The organism is Streptomyces sp. NPDC053048 (assembly GCF_044547045.1).
Taxonomy (GTDB): domain Bacteria; phylum Actinomycetota; class Actinomycetes; order Streptomycetales; family Streptomycetaceae; genus Streptomyces.
Map to the genome: position 1 here is coordinate 157,407 of NZ_JBITZS010000001.1, position 17,747 is coordinate 175,153.

The 17,747-nt window shown below is 68.2% G+C and carries 29 protein-coding genes, 2 tRNA genes and 1 pseudogene; 3 read left to right on the plus strand and 29 right to left on the minus strand.

Annotated elements, in window-relative coordinates:
• Nucleotides 1-308: 308 nt before the first annotated feature.
• From ACIG36_RS00870 to ACIG36_RS00905, 8 genes are all read right to left on the minus strand, one after another.
• Complete coding sequence (locus ACIG36_RS00870; protein ID WP_399919771.1) at nucleotides 309-521, minus strand: hypothetical protein; 213 nt, start codon at nucleotides 519-521, stop codon at nucleotides 309-311.
• Nucleotides 522-692: 171 nt separating this feature from the next.
• Nucleotides 693-1,106 (minus strand): hypothetical protein, encoded by a 414-nt coding sequence (locus ACIG36_RS00875; protein ID WP_399919773.1) that lies wholly within the window; start codon nucleotides 1,104-1,106, stop codon nucleotides 693-695.
• The gene (locus tag ACIG36_RS00880; protein WP_399919775.1) at nucleotides 1,103-1,309 is read right to left on the minus strand and encodes a hypothetical protein; all 207 of its coding nucleotides are present in this window, start codon (nucleotides 1,307-1,309) and stop codon (nucleotides 1,103-1,105) included. Before ACIG36_RS00880 ends, ACIG36_RS00875 begins: the two co-directional genes overlap by 4 nt.
• Before the next feature lie 207 nt (nucleotides 1,310-1,516).
• Complete coding sequence (locus ACIG36_RS00885) at nucleotides 1,517-1,837, minus strand: hypothetical protein (protein ID WP_399919776.1); 321 nt, start codon at nucleotides 1,835-1,837, stop codon at nucleotides 1,517-1,519.
• A gap of 23 nt (nucleotides 1,838-1,860) precedes the next feature.
• Nucleotides 1,861-2,073 (minus strand): hypothetical protein, encoded by a 213-nt coding sequence (locus ACIG36_RS00890; protein ID WP_399919778.1) that lies wholly within the window; start codon nucleotides 2,071-2,073, stop codon nucleotides 1,861-1,863.
• Nucleotides 2,074-2,096: 23 nt separating this feature from the next.
• On the minus strand, nucleotides 2,097-2,483 hold the full coding sequence (locus ACIG36_RS00895; protein ID WP_399919780.1) for a hypothetical protein: 387 nt from the start codon (nucleotides 2,481-2,483) through the stop codon (nucleotides 2,097-2,099).
• A 219-nt stretch (nucleotides 2,484-2,702) separates the two neighbouring features.
• Nucleotides 2,703-3,455, minus strand: a complete 753-nt coding sequence (locus ACIG36_RS00900; protein ID WP_399919783.1) for an ATP-binding protein — start codon at nucleotides 3,453-3,455, stop codon at nucleotides 2,703-2,705.
• Between the two features lie 2 nt (nucleotides 3,456-3,457).
• Complete coding sequence (locus ACIG36_RS00905; protein ID WP_399919785.1) at nucleotides 3,458-4,312, minus strand: hypothetical protein; 855 nt, start codon at nucleotides 4,310-4,312, stop codon at nucleotides 3,458-3,460.
• Between the two features lie 179 nt (nucleotides 4,313-4,491).
• On the opposite strand from ACIG36_RS00905, the gene ACIG36_RS00910 reads away from it, so the two are divergent.
• Nucleotides 4,492-4,698, plus strand: coding sequence for a hypothetical protein (locus tag ACIG36_RS00910; protein ID WP_399919787.1), 207 nt, complete (start codon nucleotides 4,492-4,494; stop codon nucleotides 4,696-4,698).
• Nucleotides 4,699-4,727: 29 nt separating this feature from the next.
• On the opposite strand, the gene ACIG36_RS00915 is transcribed toward ACIG36_RS00910, so the two are convergent.
• From ACIG36_RS00915 to ACIG36_RS00995, 17 genes and pseudogenes are all read right to left on the minus strand, one after another.
• Complete coding sequence (locus tag ACIG36_RS00915; RefSeq protein ID WP_399919789.1) at nucleotides 4,728-4,952, minus strand: helix-turn-helix domain-containing protein; 225 nt, start codon at nucleotides 4,950-4,952, stop codon at nucleotides 4,728-4,730.
• Entirely contained in the window at nucleotides 4,949-5,398 is a 450-nt protein-coding gene (locus ACIG36_RS00920; protein ID WP_399919791.1) for a hypothetical protein, read from the minus strand. Before ACIG36_RS00920 ends, ACIG36_RS00915 begins: the two co-directional genes overlap by 4 nt.
• Nucleotides 5,399-5,433: 35 nt before the next feature.
• Nucleotides 5,434-5,507, minus strand: a tRNA-Leu gene (locus tag ACIG36_RS00925).
• 32 nt (nucleotides 5,508-5,539) lie between these two features.
• Nucleotides 5,540-5,872, minus strand: coding sequence for a hypothetical protein (locus ACIG36_RS00930; protein ID WP_399919793.1), 333 nt, complete (start codon nucleotides 5,870-5,872; stop codon nucleotides 5,540-5,542).
• A gap of 553 nt (nucleotides 5,873-6,425) precedes the next feature.
• Nucleotides 6,426-6,671 (minus strand): annotated as a pseudogene (locus tag ACIG36_RS00935) (WhiB family transcriptional regulator); the annotation flags it as partial.
• A gap of 550 nt (nucleotides 6,672-7,221) precedes the next feature.
• Complete coding sequence (locus ACIG36_RS00940; protein ID WP_399919795.1) at nucleotides 7,222-7,797, minus strand: hypothetical protein; 576 nt, start codon at nucleotides 7,795-7,797, stop codon at nucleotides 7,222-7,224.
• Entirely contained in the window at nucleotides 7,794-8,054 is a 261-nt protein-coding gene (locus ACIG36_RS00945; protein ID WP_399919797.1) for a hypothetical protein, read from the minus strand. Before ACIG36_RS00945 ends, ACIG36_RS00940 begins: the two co-directional genes overlap by 4 nt.
• The gene (locus ACIG36_RS00950; RefSeq protein WP_399919799.1) at nucleotides 8,051-8,341 is read right to left on the minus strand and encodes a hypothetical protein; all 291 of its coding nucleotides are present in this window, start codon (nucleotides 8,339-8,341) and stop codon (nucleotides 8,051-8,053) included. The genes ACIG36_RS00945 and ACIG36_RS00950 overlap by 4 nt, the downstream gene beginning before the upstream one ends.
• Nucleotides 8,338-8,796, minus strand: a complete 459-nt coding sequence (locus tag ACIG36_RS00955; RefSeq protein WP_399919801.1) for a hypothetical protein — start codon at nucleotides 8,794-8,796, stop codon at nucleotides 8,338-8,340. The genes ACIG36_RS00950 and ACIG36_RS00955 overlap by 4 nt, the downstream gene beginning before the upstream one ends.
• 52 nt (nucleotides 8,797-8,848) lie before the next feature.
• The gene (locus tag ACIG36_RS00960) at nucleotides 8,849-9,571 is read right to left on the minus strand and encodes a 3'-5' exonuclease (RefSeq protein WP_399919802.1); all 723 of its coding nucleotides are present in this window, start codon (nucleotides 9,569-9,571) and stop codon (nucleotides 8,849-8,851) included.
• Nucleotides 9,568-10,341: an ERF family protein gene (locus tag ACIG36_RS00965; RefSeq protein ID WP_399919804.1), complete on the minus strand. Its 774-nt coding sequence runs from the start codon at nucleotides 10,339-10,341 to the stop codon at nucleotides 9,568-9,570. The genes ACIG36_RS00960 and ACIG36_RS00965 overlap by 4 nt, the downstream gene beginning before the upstream one ends.
• 1 nt (nucleotide 10,342) lies before the next feature.
• Complete coding sequence (locus tag ACIG36_RS00970) at nucleotides 10,343-11,380, minus strand: YqaJ viral recombinase family protein (RefSeq protein WP_399919806.1); 1,038 nt, start codon at nucleotides 11,378-11,380, stop codon at nucleotides 10,343-10,345.
• Nucleotides 11,373-11,624: a hypothetical protein gene (locus ACIG36_RS00975; protein ID WP_399919808.1), complete on the minus strand. Its 252-nt coding sequence runs from the start codon at nucleotides 11,622-11,624 to the stop codon at nucleotides 11,373-11,375. The genes ACIG36_RS00970 and ACIG36_RS00975 overlap by 8 nt, the downstream gene beginning before the upstream one ends.
• Nucleotides 11,621-11,980, minus strand: coding sequence for a hypothetical protein (locus tag ACIG36_RS00980; protein WP_399919810.1), 360 nt, complete (start codon nucleotides 11,978-11,980; stop codon nucleotides 11,621-11,623). Before ACIG36_RS00980 ends, ACIG36_RS00975 begins: the two co-directional genes overlap by 4 nt.
• Entirely contained in the window at nucleotides 11,977-12,327 is a 351-nt protein-coding gene (locus ACIG36_RS00985; protein ID WP_399919812.1) for a hypothetical protein, read from the minus strand. The genes ACIG36_RS00980 and ACIG36_RS00985 overlap by 4 nt, the downstream gene beginning before the upstream one ends.
• Before the next feature lie 85 nt (nucleotides 12,328-12,412).
• Nucleotides 12,413-12,682: a helix-turn-helix domain-containing protein gene (locus ACIG36_RS00990; RefSeq protein WP_399919814.1), complete on the minus strand. Its 270-nt coding sequence runs from the start codon at nucleotides 12,680-12,682 to the stop codon at nucleotides 12,413-12,415.
• A complete protein-coding gene (locus tag ACIG36_RS00995) occupies nucleotides 12,679-13,017 on the minus strand; it encodes a hypothetical protein (RefSeq protein WP_399919816.1) in 339 nt (112 codons plus the stop codon). The genes ACIG36_RS00990 and ACIG36_RS00995 overlap by 4 nt, the downstream gene beginning before the upstream one ends.
• Before the next feature lie 217 nt (nucleotides 13,018-13,234).
• Here ACIG36_RS00995 and ACIG36_RS01000 point away from each other — a divergent pair, with 217 nt between their 5' ends.
• Both ACIG36_RS01000 and ACIG36_RS01005 read left to right on the plus strand, forming a co-directional pair.
• A complete protein-coding gene (locus ACIG36_RS01000) occupies nucleotides 13,235-13,654 on the plus strand; it encodes an XRE family transcriptional regulator (protein ID WP_399919818.1) in 420 nt (139 codons plus the stop codon).
• Between the two features lie 161 nt (nucleotides 13,655-13,815).
• Nucleotides 13,816-14,067, plus strand: a complete 252-nt coding sequence (locus tag ACIG36_RS01005) for a hypothetical protein (protein WP_399919820.1) — start codon at nucleotides 13,816-13,818, stop codon at nucleotides 14,065-14,067.
• On the opposite strand, the gene ACIG36_RS01010 is transcribed toward ACIG36_RS01005, so the two are convergent.
• The 4 genes from ACIG36_RS01010 to ACIG36_RS01025 all read right to left on the minus strand — a co-directional run bounded on the left by ACIG36_RS01010 (nucleotide 14,064) and on the right by ACIG36_RS01025 (nucleotide 17,572).
• Entirely contained in the window at nucleotides 14,064-15,329 is a 1,266-nt protein-coding gene (locus ACIG36_RS01010) for a tyrosine-type recombinase/integrase (RefSeq protein ID WP_399919821.1), read from the minus strand. The genes ACIG36_RS01005 and ACIG36_RS01010 overlap by 4 nt on opposite strands.
• Before the next feature lie 112 nt (nucleotides 15,330-15,441).
• Nucleotides 15,442-15,514, minus strand: a tRNA-His gene (locus ACIG36_RS01015).
• Nucleotides 15,515-15,611: 97 nt separating this feature from the next.
• A complete protein-coding gene (gene orn, locus ACIG36_RS01020; protein ID WP_399919823.1) occupies nucleotides 15,612-16,217 on the minus strand; it encodes an oligoribonuclease in 606 nt (201 codons plus the stop codon).
• Between the two features lie 5 nt (nucleotides 16,218-16,222).
• Complete coding sequence (locus tag ACIG36_RS01025) at nucleotides 16,223-17,572, minus strand: helix-turn-helix domain-containing protein (RefSeq protein ID WP_399919825.1); 1,350 nt, start codon at nucleotides 17,570-17,572, stop codon at nucleotides 16,223-16,225.
• Nucleotides 17,573-17,747 lie beyond the last annotated feature (175 nt).

Below are 17,747 nucleotides of genomic sequence, written 5' to 3' on the forward strand. Positions count from 1 at the left end.
CCCCTTCTGGCGGCTCTTGCGGCTGGCGCGTCTGGTGTCTCTGGGCCTTGCGTTGGGCGCGGGCCATGGCGCGGCGGGTAGACCGGTTCGGCGGAGCTGGGTCCGGAGCGTCGTCTTCGACGACCACCTCGATACGCACCACGCGGGTCTCCCAGGTGCGCCCCGGGGCGGGCTTGTGCTCGCCCCGGGGACTGCTGGATATGCCGCTCACGGCGCGCCTCTGGTACTGCGGCGGCCGAGGATGGCGGTCAGGATGATGGCGATCTGGCCGGCTGCGGCGGCGATGGTGGCGATCAAGTCCCGCGTGCTCACTGGTCGGACTCCGTGTCCACGGTTTCGGTGGTGGTACGTCGCACGAATCGGAACCGCGCGTCCGGATAGCACGCCCGCAGGTTGGCCATGCGCTTGAGCGCCACAGTGCGGTCGTAGCTGCTGTCAATGGCCCCCCACCCAGATGGGAAGAGCTCCTGCACGCGCCACTCGTTCTGTTCCCAGAGCTGTTCGGCGTCATGGTCGGTCATCGGTGTCCTTCGGTCGGGCCCGGCCGCGGTCGGCGGCCGGGCGGCGAGTGTCATGAGTTCTCGGGGGCGGGGCCGGCTGGTCGTCAGCGGTCAGGTACCTCGCCCATGTGCCGCAGCTGCACCAGTGGCCTTCGTGGGCCAGGCAGTGCTCGAAGTGCGTCGGGTCGGGGTTCACTGGTTTCTCCTGACCTCGGTGGTGCGCCGGTCGATGGCGGCGATCCAGGCGCAGGCGACCGCGGCGACCTGGACCAGCTCGGCGCGTAGCTTCTCCGGGTTGCCCTCCGCGAGCGCCTCGTAGACCTCCTCCAGCAGCACGCCGTCCCATGCGGTGTGAGTGTGCGGAGTGTCCGGGTGCTGGGTGCAGCGGCCGGGGGTCACGGCTGGCGTGGCGCGTTCCTTGTTCACGTCCTTCCAGATGTCGGCGCGGCTGGCGTAGTAGTGCTGCGTGACGACGCCGATGTCGCGGGGGTCGATATCGGGGTGGTTCTGCTCGCCGAAGTGGGCGTCCTGGCGGACGCGTTCGGCGTCGATCTCGGCGGCGATTCGGCCGAGGCCGGGTGTGGTGAACAGGTGCGGGTAGCTCATCGGGTGTTCCTCTCGGCGCGCACGGTGCCGGCTGCGGCCCGGCAGCACGGCCGGTCCTGGTCCCAGTGCCAGGCCGGCATCGGCTCGCCGAGGCGGTCGAGCCGGAAAAGACGGACCATGTCGCCGGTGATGGGCTCGCGGCAGTGGTCGCAGCGGTAGTACTCGGCGTTGTCGGGCTGTGTGTCGTCGTGGCAGGTGGTCATTGCAGGCTCCAAAGGGCGGGTTGGTGCGGGACGAGAGGGAGTTCGGTCTGACCCGGGATGTCCGGGGCAGACGTGGCAGTCGGGTTCGGCCGGACCGCCTGACGCTCTGTGCGGCCGCTGGAGCGCCTGAAACAGACCGGGCCGATCCCACGGCCCGCGAGGCCGGATCGGCCAGCAGACGCCCACACAGACGGCACCGCGGGCTCGTCATGGCTCGCTGAGGGTCGTGCAGTTCTCGTTGTGCTCCTGGCCGACTGTGTGCAGCCACAGCTCGCAGCACCACGGCCATTGCCCCTCCGCCTCTGCCGGCCGATGCGCGATCAGGGGGGCGGCACGGTTGGCCTGGACGAGCACGACACGCAGCCGCTCCTCACGACGCTCGTGACCCGCGAGGACGGCGAACAGCACGGCGGCCACGGTGTAGGTGGCGGCCTGGCGCCACTGGTCGCTACGGCCGACCTGAACGGCGGCGGCGGTCATGAGGATGGCGCCGGTCGCGGCTATGGCGGTGCCAGTTCGGTGGTTCATGAGGGTGCCTCCGGTTGTTGCGGTTAGGCGTTGGGCGGGTTGTGGAGGTCGTCGACTGTGTTGCGGAGCTCGGTCAGCCAGTGGCGGAGGTTGACGAGGCTTTCGCCGTTGGTCTCGGTCCAGTTGTCGGCTTCGACGCTGATCTGGTCGGTGAATTCGCGGTGTGCTTCGAGTTCGGCGTAGAGGCGTTCGAGGTCGGGGTCGGTGAGGTCGTCGAGGCGGATGCGGTCGGCCATGGTGTGGGCTCCTGGGCGGTGGGTTAACGGCAGATGGCGCACTGGTGGCTGGCGTCTGTGGACTCATGGCATCGGTCGACGCAGTGGCGGCAGAACGGGGTGGTGCTGTGGCGGGCGCGGCCGTCGAATCGCTTGTCGGTGGGGTCGAAGGGCTGGTTGCACCGGGCGCAGGCTTCGGATTGGGCGGGGCCTTCGACGTTGACCATCTCGGCGGCCTTCTGAGCGGACAGCGTGTCGTCGCAGGGCCAGGGGTCGCCGTCACGGCTGCAGAGCCTTGGGTTGTCGGGGTCTGGTGTGTGGTGCATGGAGATTTCGACGAGCAGCCAGAGGAGAGCGTCGTCACGCAGGCAGGGGCTCGTGCGCAGGGTTTCGGCGGCGGCGCGGATGATGTCGGCGGGGTTACTGGTCATGGTGTGGGCTCCTGGTTCGGGTGTCGGGTGCTTCGGTGAGGGGGCCGTGGTCGGCGACGAGGGTGCGCCAGCGGATGAAGTGGCTTCCGGTGGTGGTCCAGCGGGTGCCGATGCGTTTCCAGAGGCGGCCGGTTCGGTCGTGAACGGCGTGGACCTCTGGCGGCGCTTGGAAGCTGCCGGGGCCGTCAGGGCGCCAAGTGCGGCGGTGGGATGCCTCGGTCATGCGGCGTTCCTCGCGGGTCGGCGCCGGTCGGGGCCGGTGAGGCTGACGACCGTGGTGGCTTCGGCGAGGCGGGATGCGAGGCGGTCACCGAGCCGGGTGACGAGGTCGGGACCGGTGGGCTTGCCGCGGTCGCCGAGGGGCGCTCGGACGGGCAGGTTGGTGGTGACGATCAGCGGAAGGCACTGGTTGTAGCGCTCGTTGATCAGCCGGTACGTGGCCTCCTCAGTCCACTCGGAGAGCTTCTCGGTGCCGAGGTCGTCGAGGAGGAGCAGCGGCACGGTCGACAGGCGCCGGATCTCGTGCTCCATGCCTTTGTCGGAGCCGCCGGGGCGGAGTCGGCCGTACATGTCGGGGGCGGTGGTGGCGATGAACTCGAAGCGGTTCGGGCCGGCGGCAGCGATGCGGCGGAGGGCGCCGTAGGCCTGGTGGGTCTTGCCGGTGCCGATGGCGCCGATGAGGACGAGGAAGCCGGCGTCGCGGATGTCGGCGGCGGCGCGGTCGGCCCAGGTTGCGATGTCGGGGTGGGTGACGGTGGCGCGCTGGTAGCGGTAGGGGGTGGCGTTCTCCCAGCGGGCGAGGGCGAACTGGGCGCGTTGGCGGCGGTGGTAGTCGGGGTGGCCGGGATCGTCGGGGGTGAGGGTGGTGTCGGTGGGGCCGGGTGGGGTGTCGGGGCTGTGCTGGGCGATTCCTGCCATGAGGCGGGCGAGCATTGAGGGGCGATGGTCGCGGAAGGTTTGCGGTTCTCCCATGGTCAGAACCCTTGGTCGTTGAGGTAGGCGGATTCGGGTGGGCACTGGAAGGGCTGGTAGCCGCCGGAGACGGCTCGCAGCTGCGGGCGGTGGGCTCCGGGCAGCGGGAGGGGCGGTAGCTCGCTCCAGCCGCGGATGAAGTACCGGGCGGAGTCGACCGGGGTCCTCGATGCGGCCTTGACGGCGTGGTCGACCATCGCGGGGACGCCGGTCTTGTCGATGAGCGCCAGGACGGGGAACCAGCCGTTGCCCTTGAAGGGCCAGCGGACGATGACGCCTGCTGCGGTGAGGCCGTCGACGAGCGGGCGGGCTGCTTCTGGGATGCCGTACCCGTGGGCGTCGGAGGCGGGCGCCTCTTGCCTGCTAGCTGAGGGGGTAGTTGAGGAGGGGTAAAGAGGGGTAGGCGTCCCGGATTCCGGGACACTGACGTCCCGGATTTCCTGACACTGAGACGGATCAGTGTCCGCGTTTTCGGGACACTGGGCCTCGCCGTCAGTGTCCGGGTTTTCGGGACGCTGAGTGTCGTCAGTGTCAGGAGAACCGGGACACTGGGGAGGGCGCTCAGCGTCAGGGATTTTCGGACACTGAGGGGTCTCGAAGGTGGCGATCTTGTACTTGGCCGAGCCGTTCTTCTGGCCAGCAGACAGCTTGGTGAGAGCCCCCTTGGCCGTCAGGGACTTCAGGACGGCGTAGAGCTGAGAGCGACTGACCTTGGCGCCGCGCAGGACCTCCGGCCGTTCCACGCTGTTCCACGTGATGCGGGTGTCGTCGTTGGCGTCCTCGGCCAGGACGACGAGGAGGAGCTTCTCCCGGTGCGTCAGGGCCTCGGGCGCGCCCTGGAGCGCCTCGACGATCAAGCGGATTCCCACGGGCTGTCTTCTCTCGCTTCGTGCTGATCAGGGCAGGTCGAGGAAACCCCAGCTCAGGGCGGGCTCCGCGTGGCCTTGATATGAGAATAGCGTTCGCGGTCGAAGTTCGCGACCGCTGTGCGCGATCGCGTGGCAGGAACGCGATCGCGCATGGCAACATGGGCGCCATGGATGAGCTGGACGCAAAGATCGAGACGGCGGCGAAGAAGCGTTCGCGGGCAGAGAAGGCCTTCAACGCGGCCGACGCCGAGCTGCGTGCGCTCCTCGTCGAGGGCCGGGCCGCCGGCAAGGGGCCGTCGCACATGGCGAAGCTCACTGGCTTCACGCGTGAATGGGTGGCGAAGATCGCGCCCGACCCGAAGCGCGCTGCCTGACCGGAGCTCCACCTCGCCCCATCGACCTCTCACCGCGTGCCCCCGCGTTTAGCGCCTTTGGGCACGCCCTTTGGTCGCATCGTCACGCCGGCCTCGAGCAGCAGGGCTCGCGCCAGGGTGTACGACCGCCCCATCTCCGCGGCCAGACCCTGCGCCGTGGCACCGGCCTCGTACCGACGCGCCAGACGCGCCGCCGCCTCGGAACGGTCAGCGCCGGTCAGGTGCCGGCGCTTCGGCTGCGCCCGGCCGCTCACCGGGCCCGTCCTTCCATCGCGGCCCGGCCGATCGCGTCCAACTCCAGCGCGGTCTGCACCCGTGCACGCCGGTTGGCCCGCACGCGGCGAGCATGCTCCGCGTTCGCACGCCGACACGGCGAGCACCGACAGCCCTTCTCGTACCGAGAACGCGTACCGTGGGTGAGGACTCGGTTGTTGCCCTCGCTCAGACACTTGCGGTCATGGCAGATCCGGCACAGCACCTGACACTTCGCGAGTTCCGCGAACCGTCGAACAGGCGACCAGGTCCATATGTTGTGTGAGACTTTGTCCGCCGGGGTTATGTGGTCGATTTCGAGGCTCTCGGTTGAGCCGCAGACGGCGCATGACTTCCCGGCGAGATAGGCAGCGCGGTTGCCTGCGCGTTTCTTCACCGCCCAGGCACGCTGGTACGCCCGTTGCTTGTCCTGATCCTTGTACGGCATGACCGCTCACCCCTCTTCGGAGTCAGTGAATCGAGCGCCCGGAACGAGATTCGAACTCGCACTGAACCGCTTTTAAGGCGGCTGCTTCTACCAGTTGAGCGACCCGGGCCGGTGCGCCCTCCGCGGGGGCGCGTGGGGACTTCAGCTCAGATCGGGAATGACCAGCCACCCCGGATCGGGGATTTCGTCAAGGCCGATTGCCTCGGCGGCCTTGACGAGCTGGTCGTTCCAGATGGCGCACTGCTCGGCGGTGGTTCGGCAAATGGTCGCCTTGAACTCGCCCAGCTCGACCTCGGTGCACTCGGTGACGAGGAAGGTCATGTCCTGGTCGTAGTCGCCGGCCTGGATATGGCCGACGTCAGGGAAACAGGGGTCCGTGAGCTGAGCGTCCAGGCGGTCGGCCATTTCACACGGGCTGCCCGTGTCGGGAATCCGGAAGCCGTACGCAACGTAAGTGGAGCGGTACATGCCCACGTGTTCTCCTCGAGTTGGTTGGTGCGCCCGGGGCGGGGGATGTGGGTGTCACCCCACCCCGGGGCCGCGATCGGTCAGGTCAGAGGACAGTCGGGTTGGTGGTTGTTGATGGCGTTGGCGATGGCGAGTACGCCGGTACCGGAGGCGCTGGTCGTCCAGCCGCACCCGCACCTGTAGTCAGCCGTCGGAACCCGGAGCCATGGCCCGCGGAGGGACCATTTGTTGCTGGGCTGTCCGAGGTCGACATGCAGGCCGGCAAGTTCGGCAGGCGGCCAGCGGGCTGTCATGCCGCCTGCTCAGCCCGGATGGTTTCGTCCTCCATGTGGCTGGGCTCCACACACCCCCGTAGGCCGCAGTGCGATGTGACCCTGCCCTGGGGCTCGCGATGGTGATGAACACTGAAGGCAACCCGGTAGGCCGAGCAGTTCCGGGAGCCGACACGCAGCACGGGCGTACCGCGCCTGGCGAAATACCCCGTCCACTGCAGATGGCCGCCAGGAAGCGGTTTCGTTCGGGAGAAAAACAGCGACGTCACATCGTCGCTGTTCGGAGCGGCGCGGTGTTTGCGTTCTTCCAAGCCGCCCCACACTTTGTACTCCTGGCCGGAAGTCAGCGCCCATGACCCGCACTCGAGGGCAACAGGGCAGCGGCGGCAGATTTCCTTTGCGTCCTCGGTTTGTTGCATGGCGTGGGCGTCGTGGCCGACAGGGAAGAACAACTCGGGGTCGACCCCCTGGCAAGCTGCGGAACTACGCCAACCCCATCCGAGCCTTGTGGCGTCGCTGCTGAATGAGTTCATGCGTCCGTCCTCTGGCGTCGCTTCTCCAGGATTTTGCAGGCTCCGCAGTACGCGCGGCCGTCGGCCTCGTACCGGCCGTGATCGACCTGGTCATGGCCGTGGCGACACAGTGCTGGTCGTGCGTGGCCGCCTTTGAGATACCTCAGTTGCTCGCGGGTTCGCATGCGGGCGGTGGCGTCGTCCACGTGGTCGGGGGCCACGCAGTGGGGCATGCCGCAGTCGGCTCGCGCATATCCTTCGGGATCACGCCCATTGCGGATCCGAAATGCGATGCCAGCTGCGCTGTACGTCTTTCCCCGATACCGGAGAACCGGTGTTCCACTGCAGCTGGCCGTCCCCCCTGTCCACTTGAAGTGCCCGCCAGGGGCAGGTTCGATGCTGGCTCGCCACTTCTCCTCGAGGGTGAGAGGCTGCTGCGGAACATCGGGAATTCCGAGTCCCTGACGGATACGCCCCACCGTCTGCCGTTCCATGTGCAGTTGCTTTCCGATGGCCGTGTTGGTGAGGCCTTGCTGGAGGAGAGCACGTACGGCTTCGAACTTGGGATGTGTCATCGTGCTGCCTCCGGTCGGAGCTCGGGCCAGCGCACCTTGGCCAGTCGCGCGCGCTGGGCAGCTGGCAGGGTGACCTCGGCGTGCCCGTAGTGGTCGAGGCCGGCGGCCCGCAACCACCACGCATCGCACCGATCACCACCCGGGTCGTGGGAGAAGGAGACGCCAGCGGCCAGGTAGGCGGCCGCGGCCATGCGCTCTTTGGTGGCGCGCCCGTAGTCCGAGGCGTAGGACTTGAGCGTGGCCGGGGCGACCAGGGCGTACGGGACGTCGCAGTCCAGCAACTCGCCCTTGACGATGCCGTGCACGTGCGCGGTGATGCCTGCGCCCATGGCGTGCTTAGGCAGGTCCTCGATCACGGCAACGTGTGGCTGCTGGGAGATGAGGATGCGGCGGATCTCGTCGCGGATGGTCAGGAGACGCCGGTCGCCGTCGCGCCGGTGGGTGGGGATCACGTAGGTGGTACCACCGGGGAGGGCAATGCCTGTAGAGGTCAGTGAGAGGTCGAGGCCCAGAATGCGGGGGGCGGGGCCCGCCCCGGCCGCAGCCGGGACGGACGTGCGGGTGACGGTCATTGGGCACCGTCCCCAGCGTCGTGGGCGGCGATCGCGACCTGGTCCTGCTCTGCGGTGCCCACCCGCGCGGTCGACGGACGGTACCGATGACGACCGGGCTGCCGCTGCCGTTCACTACGCCATAGCCCGGCGGACCAGCGGCCGAGCCATACCAGGGCCCTGGCGCCGACGAGGAGCAGGAGGAGCAGGCCAGCGAGCCAGCTCAGGAGACCGGTGAACAGCAGGGTCAGCACCAGGGGCGTGTCCGGGAACGTCATGACGCCGCCTCCTGTGACGTCAGACTCCGGGTGACCTGGCATTCCGCACAGCGTGCAGTGCCGGCCTGGTCATCGATCTCATGCGGCATGTGAAGCCTGCCGCACGGGCCGCAGGCGAGATAGCGGACCGCGTACACGTTGGTCAGGTCGAATCCCGCATACGGCGGGGCGGGCGCCAGTCGGGCGTGGCTCAGTTGGTCCGTGACCGGCATCAGGCGGCCGTTCACTGCCCACGCCACCGCCGTCAGCGCCCCCAGCTCCAGGCCGGCCATGAGGATGGTGATCACGATGCCACCCCCGGCTCACGACCGGGCAGCTTCGCCAGCGTGCCTGCTTCATCCACCCGCAGGCGGCACTCGGCGTCGTGCTCCACCTGGAACTCGTGAAGCCGACGCTCGAGCGCTGCGCAATGGCGCGTGAGGTCGTGCACCGTCCTGCCACCGGGCGGTACCGGCCTCGGCCGCCGGGCATCCATGAGATCGAGCCGGTAGCGAGCACACCCACGGGCCAGGCGATCCCGCCGGCTGGCCAGACGAGCAGCTTCCGCACCCTGCTCCTGCTGTGTTGTCCGCAGCAGCCCATCGAGCCGCTGGACCTGGCCTTTGAGGCGCCGGACCTGATCGTCAAGGTTCCGAACGTCCTCCTCCGCGACCGCGAGCAGTGCCCGCATCTCCCGGCGCCCAGCCCGTTCAGCATCGCGCTCAAGTTCCAGCCTCTTGGCTTCGGCTTGGAGCGTGAACACCTGCCTCCACCGCTGCCGGAGACGGCCTCGGGCGTCCTCGTATGTTCTGCGGCTAACGAACATCGCGGGCCTCCTGTGCGGGAATGAGCGGCCACGCGCCCTCGACGACCGCGGCCGGGTCTTTGCGGCGGAAGTACTCCTGCAGTGATGCGGCCTGTTCGGCCGCCCAAGCGACCTGGGCGGCGTGCAGCTCATCGAGCGACATCGCGGCGAGGCGGGGGTGCCGGCTGCCCTGCCTCCACGCGACCCGGCACGCGGCGATCGCATCCGCATCAGCGGAGTGCGCCCCATCCAGCGGCACCTCGTAGTGCTCGCACAGGGCCGTCAGCGTGCGGGAACCCTTCCGGTACCGGTCGAGCTGCCTATCGATCACGAGGGGATCGACGACCCGCAGGTTGCCGCCGAGGAGCTTGCCCAGTGTCGTCATGCCGTACCGCCGGGCCTCGCGGTCCAGGACGGTCACGTCGTACCGCGCATTCATCGCCACCACTGGAATGCCGGCGAGTGCGACCTGAGCCAGGGCGGCGAGCAGATGTTCCACTACCTCCCGCAGATCCGTGCCCTCCCTGCGGGCCCGTTCCGTCGTCACCCCATGGATCGCGGCGGCCTCGGCGGGGATTTTTTCGCCGTCAACGTCCGAGAGCCAGGTCGCGGAGTTTGTGGGGTGGCCGCCGCCGACCTGGACCACGCATGCGGTCACGATCCGCGCGGTCTCCGGCTCCGGGCTGGTGGTCTCCAGGTCGAAGCCGCACAGGCGACCGGTGTGCCAGCTCACTGGCCACCCCCAGCAGCACGCTCCTTACCGATCCGCACGACCATCGCGCCGATCTGCTCTTCCTCGCCGACCTCGTTCGTCACCAGCGTTCCCAGCTGCCGCGTGCTGTTCAGCTCGTAATGGATCTGCCGCAGCCGCCCGGCACTCGTGTGCGGATTACAGATCTCGTCCACGTAGCTCGCTGCCGACCGGACGGGAGACTCCGCCCGCTCGAACTCCATAGCGTCAGCGTCCCGGTCCTCCGTCGGCACCAGGCCCGCCGACAGCAGGAGCGTCCGCAGCGCGATGGACTGAGCCTTCGGGGTGGACCGGCCTCCGGAATCCGATGCTTCGCCGGCCGCCTGGGTGTCGAAGTAGTCACCGGCTGGGCCGAAGATCCGGTAGGTCACCAGCACGGTGCACTCCCGCTTGACCCCGCCGTTCTTGGTACTGATGTCCCGGTACTGTGGTTCGATCTTCACCGGAGCGACGACGACACCGTGTTTGCGGCAAGCCGGGCCGAACGCGTTCAGAGCCAGGTCGACGCCTCGGAAGTTGAACCGTCCGGCGTTGCCGCCATCGAAACGTTGGTCCTTGCCGATCGCCCGGACTTCGCCCATGACCCGCGACCAAGCGACGACAGCCGGTGCGGCTTCAGCATCCTTGCTGAGGTCACCGAGGTCGGGCTCGCTCAGGTTCGGTGCTGGGAGGACCCCAACTGCATTGACCGCCTGCTCAGTGCTGACCGGCGTCCGGCCGGCCGCGGCGGCTGCGTTCTCGCGCAGGCCCATGTCAGATGTCCCCCTTGTACTGCTGTGCAATGGCGATGCGCTCGGTCGGATTCGGTGCGACGCATGCCGCGTAGGCGTCCGGATAGCGCTCGGCCATTAGCTCGAAGTCGACCTTCGGCGCTGCGCTCGTGGGCTCCAGCGAGTACGCCCGCTCGCCGTCGAGGCGGGCCTCCTGCGCGGCTCCGAGCGCGGCCACAAGCCTGGCCTTCGCCTCGTTCTTCGACTTCCTTGCGGCGGCCTCGGCGCGCCGGTGCCGGGTGTAGTCGAGGAGCGCGTAGTAGGCGTCCGGGTGCATGTCGACGTCCACGGAGCCGGAGCGGGTGGGGTGGACACGGCGCAGCACCCTGGTGACCGCATCGCCGTCCCCGGTTGGCTCCGGTGGCACCTCGGCCAATACATGCTCGGTCCAGAACCGGTCGACGGCGACGACGATGTCCGCCATGACGTCGCGGTACTGGTCGGCGCGAATGACACCCTGGTGGTAGTCGTTGCCGCCGATGAGGACGGCGTAGTGCATGTGCTCGTAGCCGTTGACGATGATCTGCCACAGCACCTGGGCAGTGACGTCGTCGGGGGCTCCGGCGTGCCACTGTGCGGACTTGAACGCCGAACGGGTCTTGCACTCCAGCGCACAAGGAGCCTGCTCGTCCTCGGCGAGCGGGCATTCGGTGACGCGCCGGTCGAGGGTGGTCATCCAGTGCGGGTGGTCGGCGTGAGCGACGAGCCCGACACGGCGGATGACCGAGCGGGACTGCATGGCCCAGCGGCGAGCGACGTTCTCCTCGTTGACGGTGCCCCAGTAAGCAGCCTCGCCTGCGTCGTCGACGTCGTAGCCGAGCTTGTCGTAGTAGACCTTGACCGGCGGGTTTTTCTCGACGAGGCCAAGGATCGCGGGAACGTCGGAGGAGCCGATACCTGCGCGCCGTGTCTGGAGCCAGAGTTCGCGGTCGGCGTCGGCGGGGAGGATGAGGCGGCCGGTGGGAGAGACCCGCCGACCGGCGGCCGGGGCCGTAGTCCCGGCCAGCACGGACTCAGGCACCGGCGGCCTCCTTCACACAACGGGTGAAGTACCGACGCCCCGGCGTCTCATGCAGCGTGAGATAGCCACGCCGCGCGAGCGTCTTCAGGTCGTTCCGCGCGGTCGCCAGGTTGGGCGCGATCCCAAGAGCCCGGTACAACTGGTGAACCTTCGGCGGAGTCCATTCCCCGTCCTTCTCCGTGACGACGGCCAGAAGCATGGCCTGCCGCGTCGCAGCACTGGACGTCTCGTCGAGGACATTCATGCCGCCTCCCCACGCTGCTGCGGCACCCGCGGCCGGACCAGCGACATCAGCCGCTCAGCCAGAGCCACCACCTGCCGCCCGTACACATGCAGCCTTCCGCCGCCGATCGACTCCAGCAGGCCCTCCAGCCGCTCATCCCGCTCATGGCCGGCGTGCGAGTCAACGCCGGTCGCGGAACGGTCGAGTTCGGCGATGTCGGTCAGGAGCTCACCGACGCCCTCGGGGTCCTCCTCGAAGTCCCGCGCCAGCTGGAGCAGTCGTTCGGTGACCATGTGGCTCACGTCGAGCGCGGCGCCGCCCGACAACCGGGTGACGTAGATCCGGAAGGGGCCGTCGACCGGCATGCGCTCGTTCATCGGGTCACCGCCGCGCGGATGTAGTCGAAGACCAGCTCGCCCTCCGGCAGAACCGCCGAGACCAGCACCGCGACCGACGAGCCGTCGGCCCGCCGCGGCGTCGACGTGTGCAGCGTCCATACCTCGAGGCCATCGCCCGATGGCCTGACCTTGATCTCGCCGCCCAGCGAGGTGAGCCAGTCCCCGATGTCGTCGACGTTATTGACCACCACGTGGACGGCATGCGGACGAGGGAAGATCGTGGGCGCGTGCAGCGATGTGCGGTTGAGGAGGCTGGTGACGGCCACCTCGTTGTCCCGCTGGACCATGAGGCCAGCTGGAGGGCGTTCGGTAGGCTGAGAGTTCACGGTGATCCTCTTTCGTTGGTGTGAGAGGTGATCCGTATGGGGTCGCTCGGCCGGCAAGCACAGAGCGGCCCCTTCATTGCGTTGATCAGGCGCGGCGCAGTGATCCGCGACCGGGCAGCGGCCTCAGGGAAGCCAGCGGATGTACGCCCCCTGAAGTGGGCCCTGCCGTGACCAGAGGGCCGGACGTCGGCGAGTGGTGGAACTGCGCGTCAATCGCGTCCAGATCCGCACTGCTGAACGTGACGACGCGCCCCTTCTTCGAATGGGGCAGCTTCTTGATGTGGCGGCGGAGCCAGGTCTCCTCGACGCGCAGAATCTCCGCTGCTTCGGGGTAGATGTATCGCACCTCGTTCATACGGCGGCCTGCTCGGGCAGCGGCGCAATGCCTCCTGCGGGTGCAGGGGCTGATCGTCCGACCGGGATGAAGAGGATGGGCAGATCCACGCCAATCGCTTGGCTGACCGCGTGAGCAGTGGCTGGTGTGACGCAGTTCTGCGCGCCGCTGACCAGGTTGCCGACCGTCCCCACCGCGATCTCCGCGCGCTCGGCAAGCTCGCGGACTGTGACCCTCTGCCCGGTGCCAGTGCGTTGCATGAGGCGTATGAGCAGGTCTCGCTCGGGTAGCAGGTACAGGGCGTCACGAGGCGGCATGTTCACCTCCAAGTTCAACTTGTTCGTTTCGATGAACAAGACCAGCATGGCAGGGGGTGAACGTCTTGTCCATCGAAATGAACAAGGAGTTTGGATTGCGTCAAGTTGCCTCGATGCCCTGGCGCCCCGTGTCGTGCAGGATGGACACTCTGTTCAGCTAGTGGGATGGCGCAATGCTCTGAACAGCACGGACGACAGCGTTGTCACCCGAGCACCATGAACACCAGCAGCAAGAGAACCAACCTGGGATGGCAGGATGACCACCATGGTCGAACAGGACGAAACGACGCCCGCCGAGCGGACGCACCTGTCCGATCTCGTCCGGCACCGCCGTGCCGAGCTGCGCCTCAGCCTCCGCGCGCTCGAAGCCCGCACCATCGCCCCCGAAGGCGGTGAACCGGTAGTCAAATTCGGATGGATCAACCGCCTCGAGAAGCACCTCCCCGTCAACCCCCCACAGCTCCCAGAGCTCCAGGCGCTCGCCCGAGCCCTCGAGCTGCCCCTTGGGCGCCTCCAAGACGCCGCCGGCGCGCAGTTCCTCGGCATCGACACCGTCTGGAGCGCATCAGGAGAGGCGCGAGCCCTCGTCGAACAGGTTGAGAAGTTCACCCCGAAGCAGCGAGAGCAGCTCGCCAAACTGCTAGCCGCCTTCGAATCCTCCCCCCGGCCCGAGTAAGGGCGGCCTAACCTGCGATTTTTATGAGCAGAACCAGTAGTTCAAAGCTGTTCGACCTGGCACCATGAGGGTCCGCCTGGGGGGCGCGAAGATCGGATCCTTGTACCTGGGCTGATCCAGCCTGCGATCAGCCCGAGTGCACCCATGCCTACGGGGGACACATGGCAGATGAGGCAGCGGACAGGCCGAGAGCGAGCGCGCGATTCGAACTGAGCGATCTCCTTCCCGACGGCGTGATCGAGGCCCCCATGGAACGTGCAGGAGAGTTCGTCTGGTTGATCCGCCAAGGGCTCATGGCCCCCGAACTGATTGATGAGATGAACCGGCGGCTGGAACACATCGTCGGCAACGGCCTCTGGGAGCAGAAGTGGGACGGCCCCTCCGAGCCGCCCCACCCCGACGAGGATGCCTAAGCCCCACGCACCACCCTCAACCGCTGCTGAACCGGGACCGACAGCATGGCCTCGACGACGTCACTGATCTCGTCGTCGAGGCCCTCCAGCAGATGCCCGTACCGGTCCACCGTCGTCGAGATCGACTCATGCCCCAAGCGGGTTTGGATCTTCGGCAGCGGCATCCGCGCCGCGATCAGCCACGCCACATGCGTGTGCCGCAAGTCGTGAAGCCTCGGACGCTTCGACAACCCCTTCGTCATCGCCTCCTTCACCGCCGGCGCCCACTTCCGGTTGTAGAAGTTCGCATGGCGCCAGTGCTTGCCCATCACCGTCTGGAACACGAACGCGCGGTCGCCAAGCCCCGCGGTGCGCCGCCGCAGCATCTCCACCTGACTGGGTGACAAGCGAAGAGTCCTGCGAGCCTTCTTCGTCTTGGGTGGCCCAAGGTAGAACGCACCCCCCTCGCTCCCCTTCTCCGCCTTCTTCCACGCCCGGACGACCCTCGCCGTCGGTCTGTCGCCGTCCAGCGTCAGATCGCGAACCTGGAGCGCTGATGCCTCCCCCCAGCGCATGCCAGTGCTCACGAGCCAGTCCACCATGTCTACGGCATCCGGGTCCTTGATCTGGTCCCGGATGAACTCGAACTCCTCCCGCTCGAGGAAGCACATCTCTTCGTCGACCTCGTTGTCGACCCGCGGCAGGTTCGTCCCCTTGCAGGGGTTCGTCGCCCGCAGCGGCGGGTCCGCTTCGGCAGCGGCCTGGAAGACGCAGAAGGCGAGCCCGTGGCGGTTCCGGATGCTCTTGGGGTCAGCCTTGCGGTACAGCCACTCTCCGGGCTTCTCAGGGTCCTTCAGGCCGTCCTCCTGGAGGCGCACCCAGTCCACGATGTCGTCTGCCACCACGTTGCAGACCGTGGCCGGGACGACCAGGCCGGCCGCGGTCGTATGGGCGATCCGGGACAGGTGGAGGCGGAGTTCTCTCTCGTAGTCGTCGCGGGTGCGCTTGTCCACGCCTGTGAGCCGCTTCACGTACCGGTACGCGAAGTCGAGCAGCGGCTGATCCCCCGGGATGGGCTTCTCTTCCACGAACCCCTGACCGCGGACCCAACCGTGCGGCCAGTGCTGTCCGTGTGCATTCACAAGATCGCGGAACTGCTCGGCCGGCGGGAGATCTCCGAAGTTCTCGGTCTGGATGCTGCCGCCGCGACCCCCGCCGTCGCGCCAGCGAACCTGGTAGGTGATTGATCCGTCCTTCTTGGGACGCTCCACGATGCTCGCCATGCCGCGGACCCTAGGCCGCCTGACGGCTTGTCGGGTACCCGTCGGGTTCCCACGATTCAGAAACGACAAGGCCCCTGACCTGTCTTTGCAGGTCAGGGGCCTTGTCCCTGAGGGTGAGTAACGGGACTCGAACCCGCGACATCCTGGACCACAACCAGGTGCTCTACCAGCTGAGCTATACCCACCGTGTCCGGTGCGTTTCCCACCGGCCGAGAAAAAGTGTACAGGGTCCGGAGGGGTGCTCGCTCCCAGCTTTCGTCGTGCCGGGAGCGAGCTACGTCACTATGCCTGAACAGGCAGGACGTGCTTGGCCGCGATGGCCTTCGCCGTGTCGGAGTCCGGGCCGGGCTGCGGCACGAAGATCGCCTCGCGGTAGTAGCGGAGCTCGGCGATCGACTCGCGGATGTCGGACAGTGCCCGGTGGTTGCCGTTCTTCTTGGGGCTGCCGAAGTAGGCACGCGGGAACCAGCGGCGGGCCAGCTCCTTCACCGAGGACACGTCCACGATCCGGTAGTGCAGGTGGCTCTCCAGCGTGGGCATGTCCCGGAGCAGGAATCCGCGGTCGGTGCTGACCGAGTTTCCGCACAGCGGGGCCTTGCCCGGCTCCGGGACGTGCTCGCGGACGTACTCCAGTACCCGGCGCTCCGCTTCCTCGAGCGTCGTTCCCTCGTCCAGCTCCGCGAGCAGCCCGGAGGCCGTGTGCATCTGGCGCACCACCTCGGGCATGGTGGCGAGCGCCTCGGCGGGCGGGCGGATGACGATGTCCACGCCGTCCCCGAGGATGTTCAGCTCAGAGTCGGTGACCAGGGCGGCCACCTCGATGAGCGCGTCGTCCGACAGCGAGAGCCCGGTCATCTCGCAGTCGATCCACACCATGCGATCGTTCATACGTCTCACCCTACGGGGCGCTCCCGCTGACCGGGCAGCCGTGGGGCGTAGAGATCGGTATCCGGTTTGCCGGGATCGGCGGGATTGATCGCATGCCCTCCGCCATGGCTCGGCGGATGGTTGATATGCCCGCTATGTCCCACATGTGGTGGTGGAGCGCCCAAGGGCGCGCCCGTCACCGCATGCGCGGCCGGAGCCATGGCTGTGCGCCGCATTCCCATGAGCGACGGCTCGCCGGACCGGGGCTCGACCGGCTCCGGCCGGTCGAACCGGTCGCCGCGCTCCCCCCGCTCCGCACGCTCCGCGCGATCACCGCGCTCCGGCCGGTCGGCACCGTTCTGCGGCCGACGCGCCCGGTAGGCCGCCCGGTAGGCGGCCGGGGACGACCCCAGCTGCCTGCGGAAATGGCCGCGCAGCGCCACCGGCGAACGGAAGCCGCAGCGCCCGGCGACCTCGTCCACGGAGTAGTCCGAGGTCTCCAGGAGCCGCTGCGCCTGGAGCACCCGCTGAGTGATCAGCCACTGCAGCGGGGCGCTCCCGGTGAGCGAACGGAACCGCCGGTCGAACGTGCGACGGCTCATGTACGCGCGGGCGGCCAGGGTCTCCACGTCGAACTGCTCGTGGAGGTGCTCCAGCGCCCAGGCGACGACCTCGGCGAGCGGGTCGGCGCCGATCTCCTCCGGTAAAGACCTGTCGAGGTAGCGCTCCTGCCCGCCGCTGCGGCGCGGCGGGACGACGAGGCGGCGGGCCAGGGCCCCCGCGGCGTCGGCGCCGTGGTCGGTGCGGACGATGTGCAGGCACAGGTCGATGCCTGCCGCGGTGCCCGCGGACGTCAGTACGTCGCCGTCGTCCACGAAGAGCTCCCGCGGGTCCACGTGGACCGACGGATAGCGCTTGGCGAGCGTGGGCGCGTACATCCAGTGGGTGGTGGCGGGCCGGCCGTCGAGCAGGCCCGCGGCGGCCAGTACGAAGGCGCCGGTGCACAGTCCGACGATGCGGGCGCCCTCCTCATGGGCCCGGCGCAGCGCGTCGAGCGCGGCGGCCGGTGGCGGCTGGGTGATCGACCGCCAGGCCGGTACGACGACGGTGCCGGCCCTGGAGAGCGCCTCCAGTCCGTATGGTGCGGTCAATTCCAGGCCGCCGGTCGTTCGCAATGGCACATCTTCGCCCGCGCACACCAGCAATCGGTAGCGGGGGACTCCGGCGTCCTGTCGGTCGATTCCGAAGACAGAGAGCGGAATGGAGCTTTCGAAGATGGGGCCGCCGCTGAAAAGCAGCACGGCGACGATCTCCCGGCGGCGGCGTCCGGAGAGCTTGCGCGCGGCCTCCGGTGCGGTCGTGGAGTCCTGGCTCATGGCGCTAAGCCCCCCTCGGCGGTCGAGTCCTCTCGGTCCTGCACGTTTCCCCTCGGTCCTGAACGGTTCCCCCGCCGGTCATGGCCAAGATCGAATCTACTGCGTCGTTCGGAGACGCGGTGACCAGTTCACCACCCGCCTCTAAGTCGACATGACAACTTGGCGCGAAGCGTTC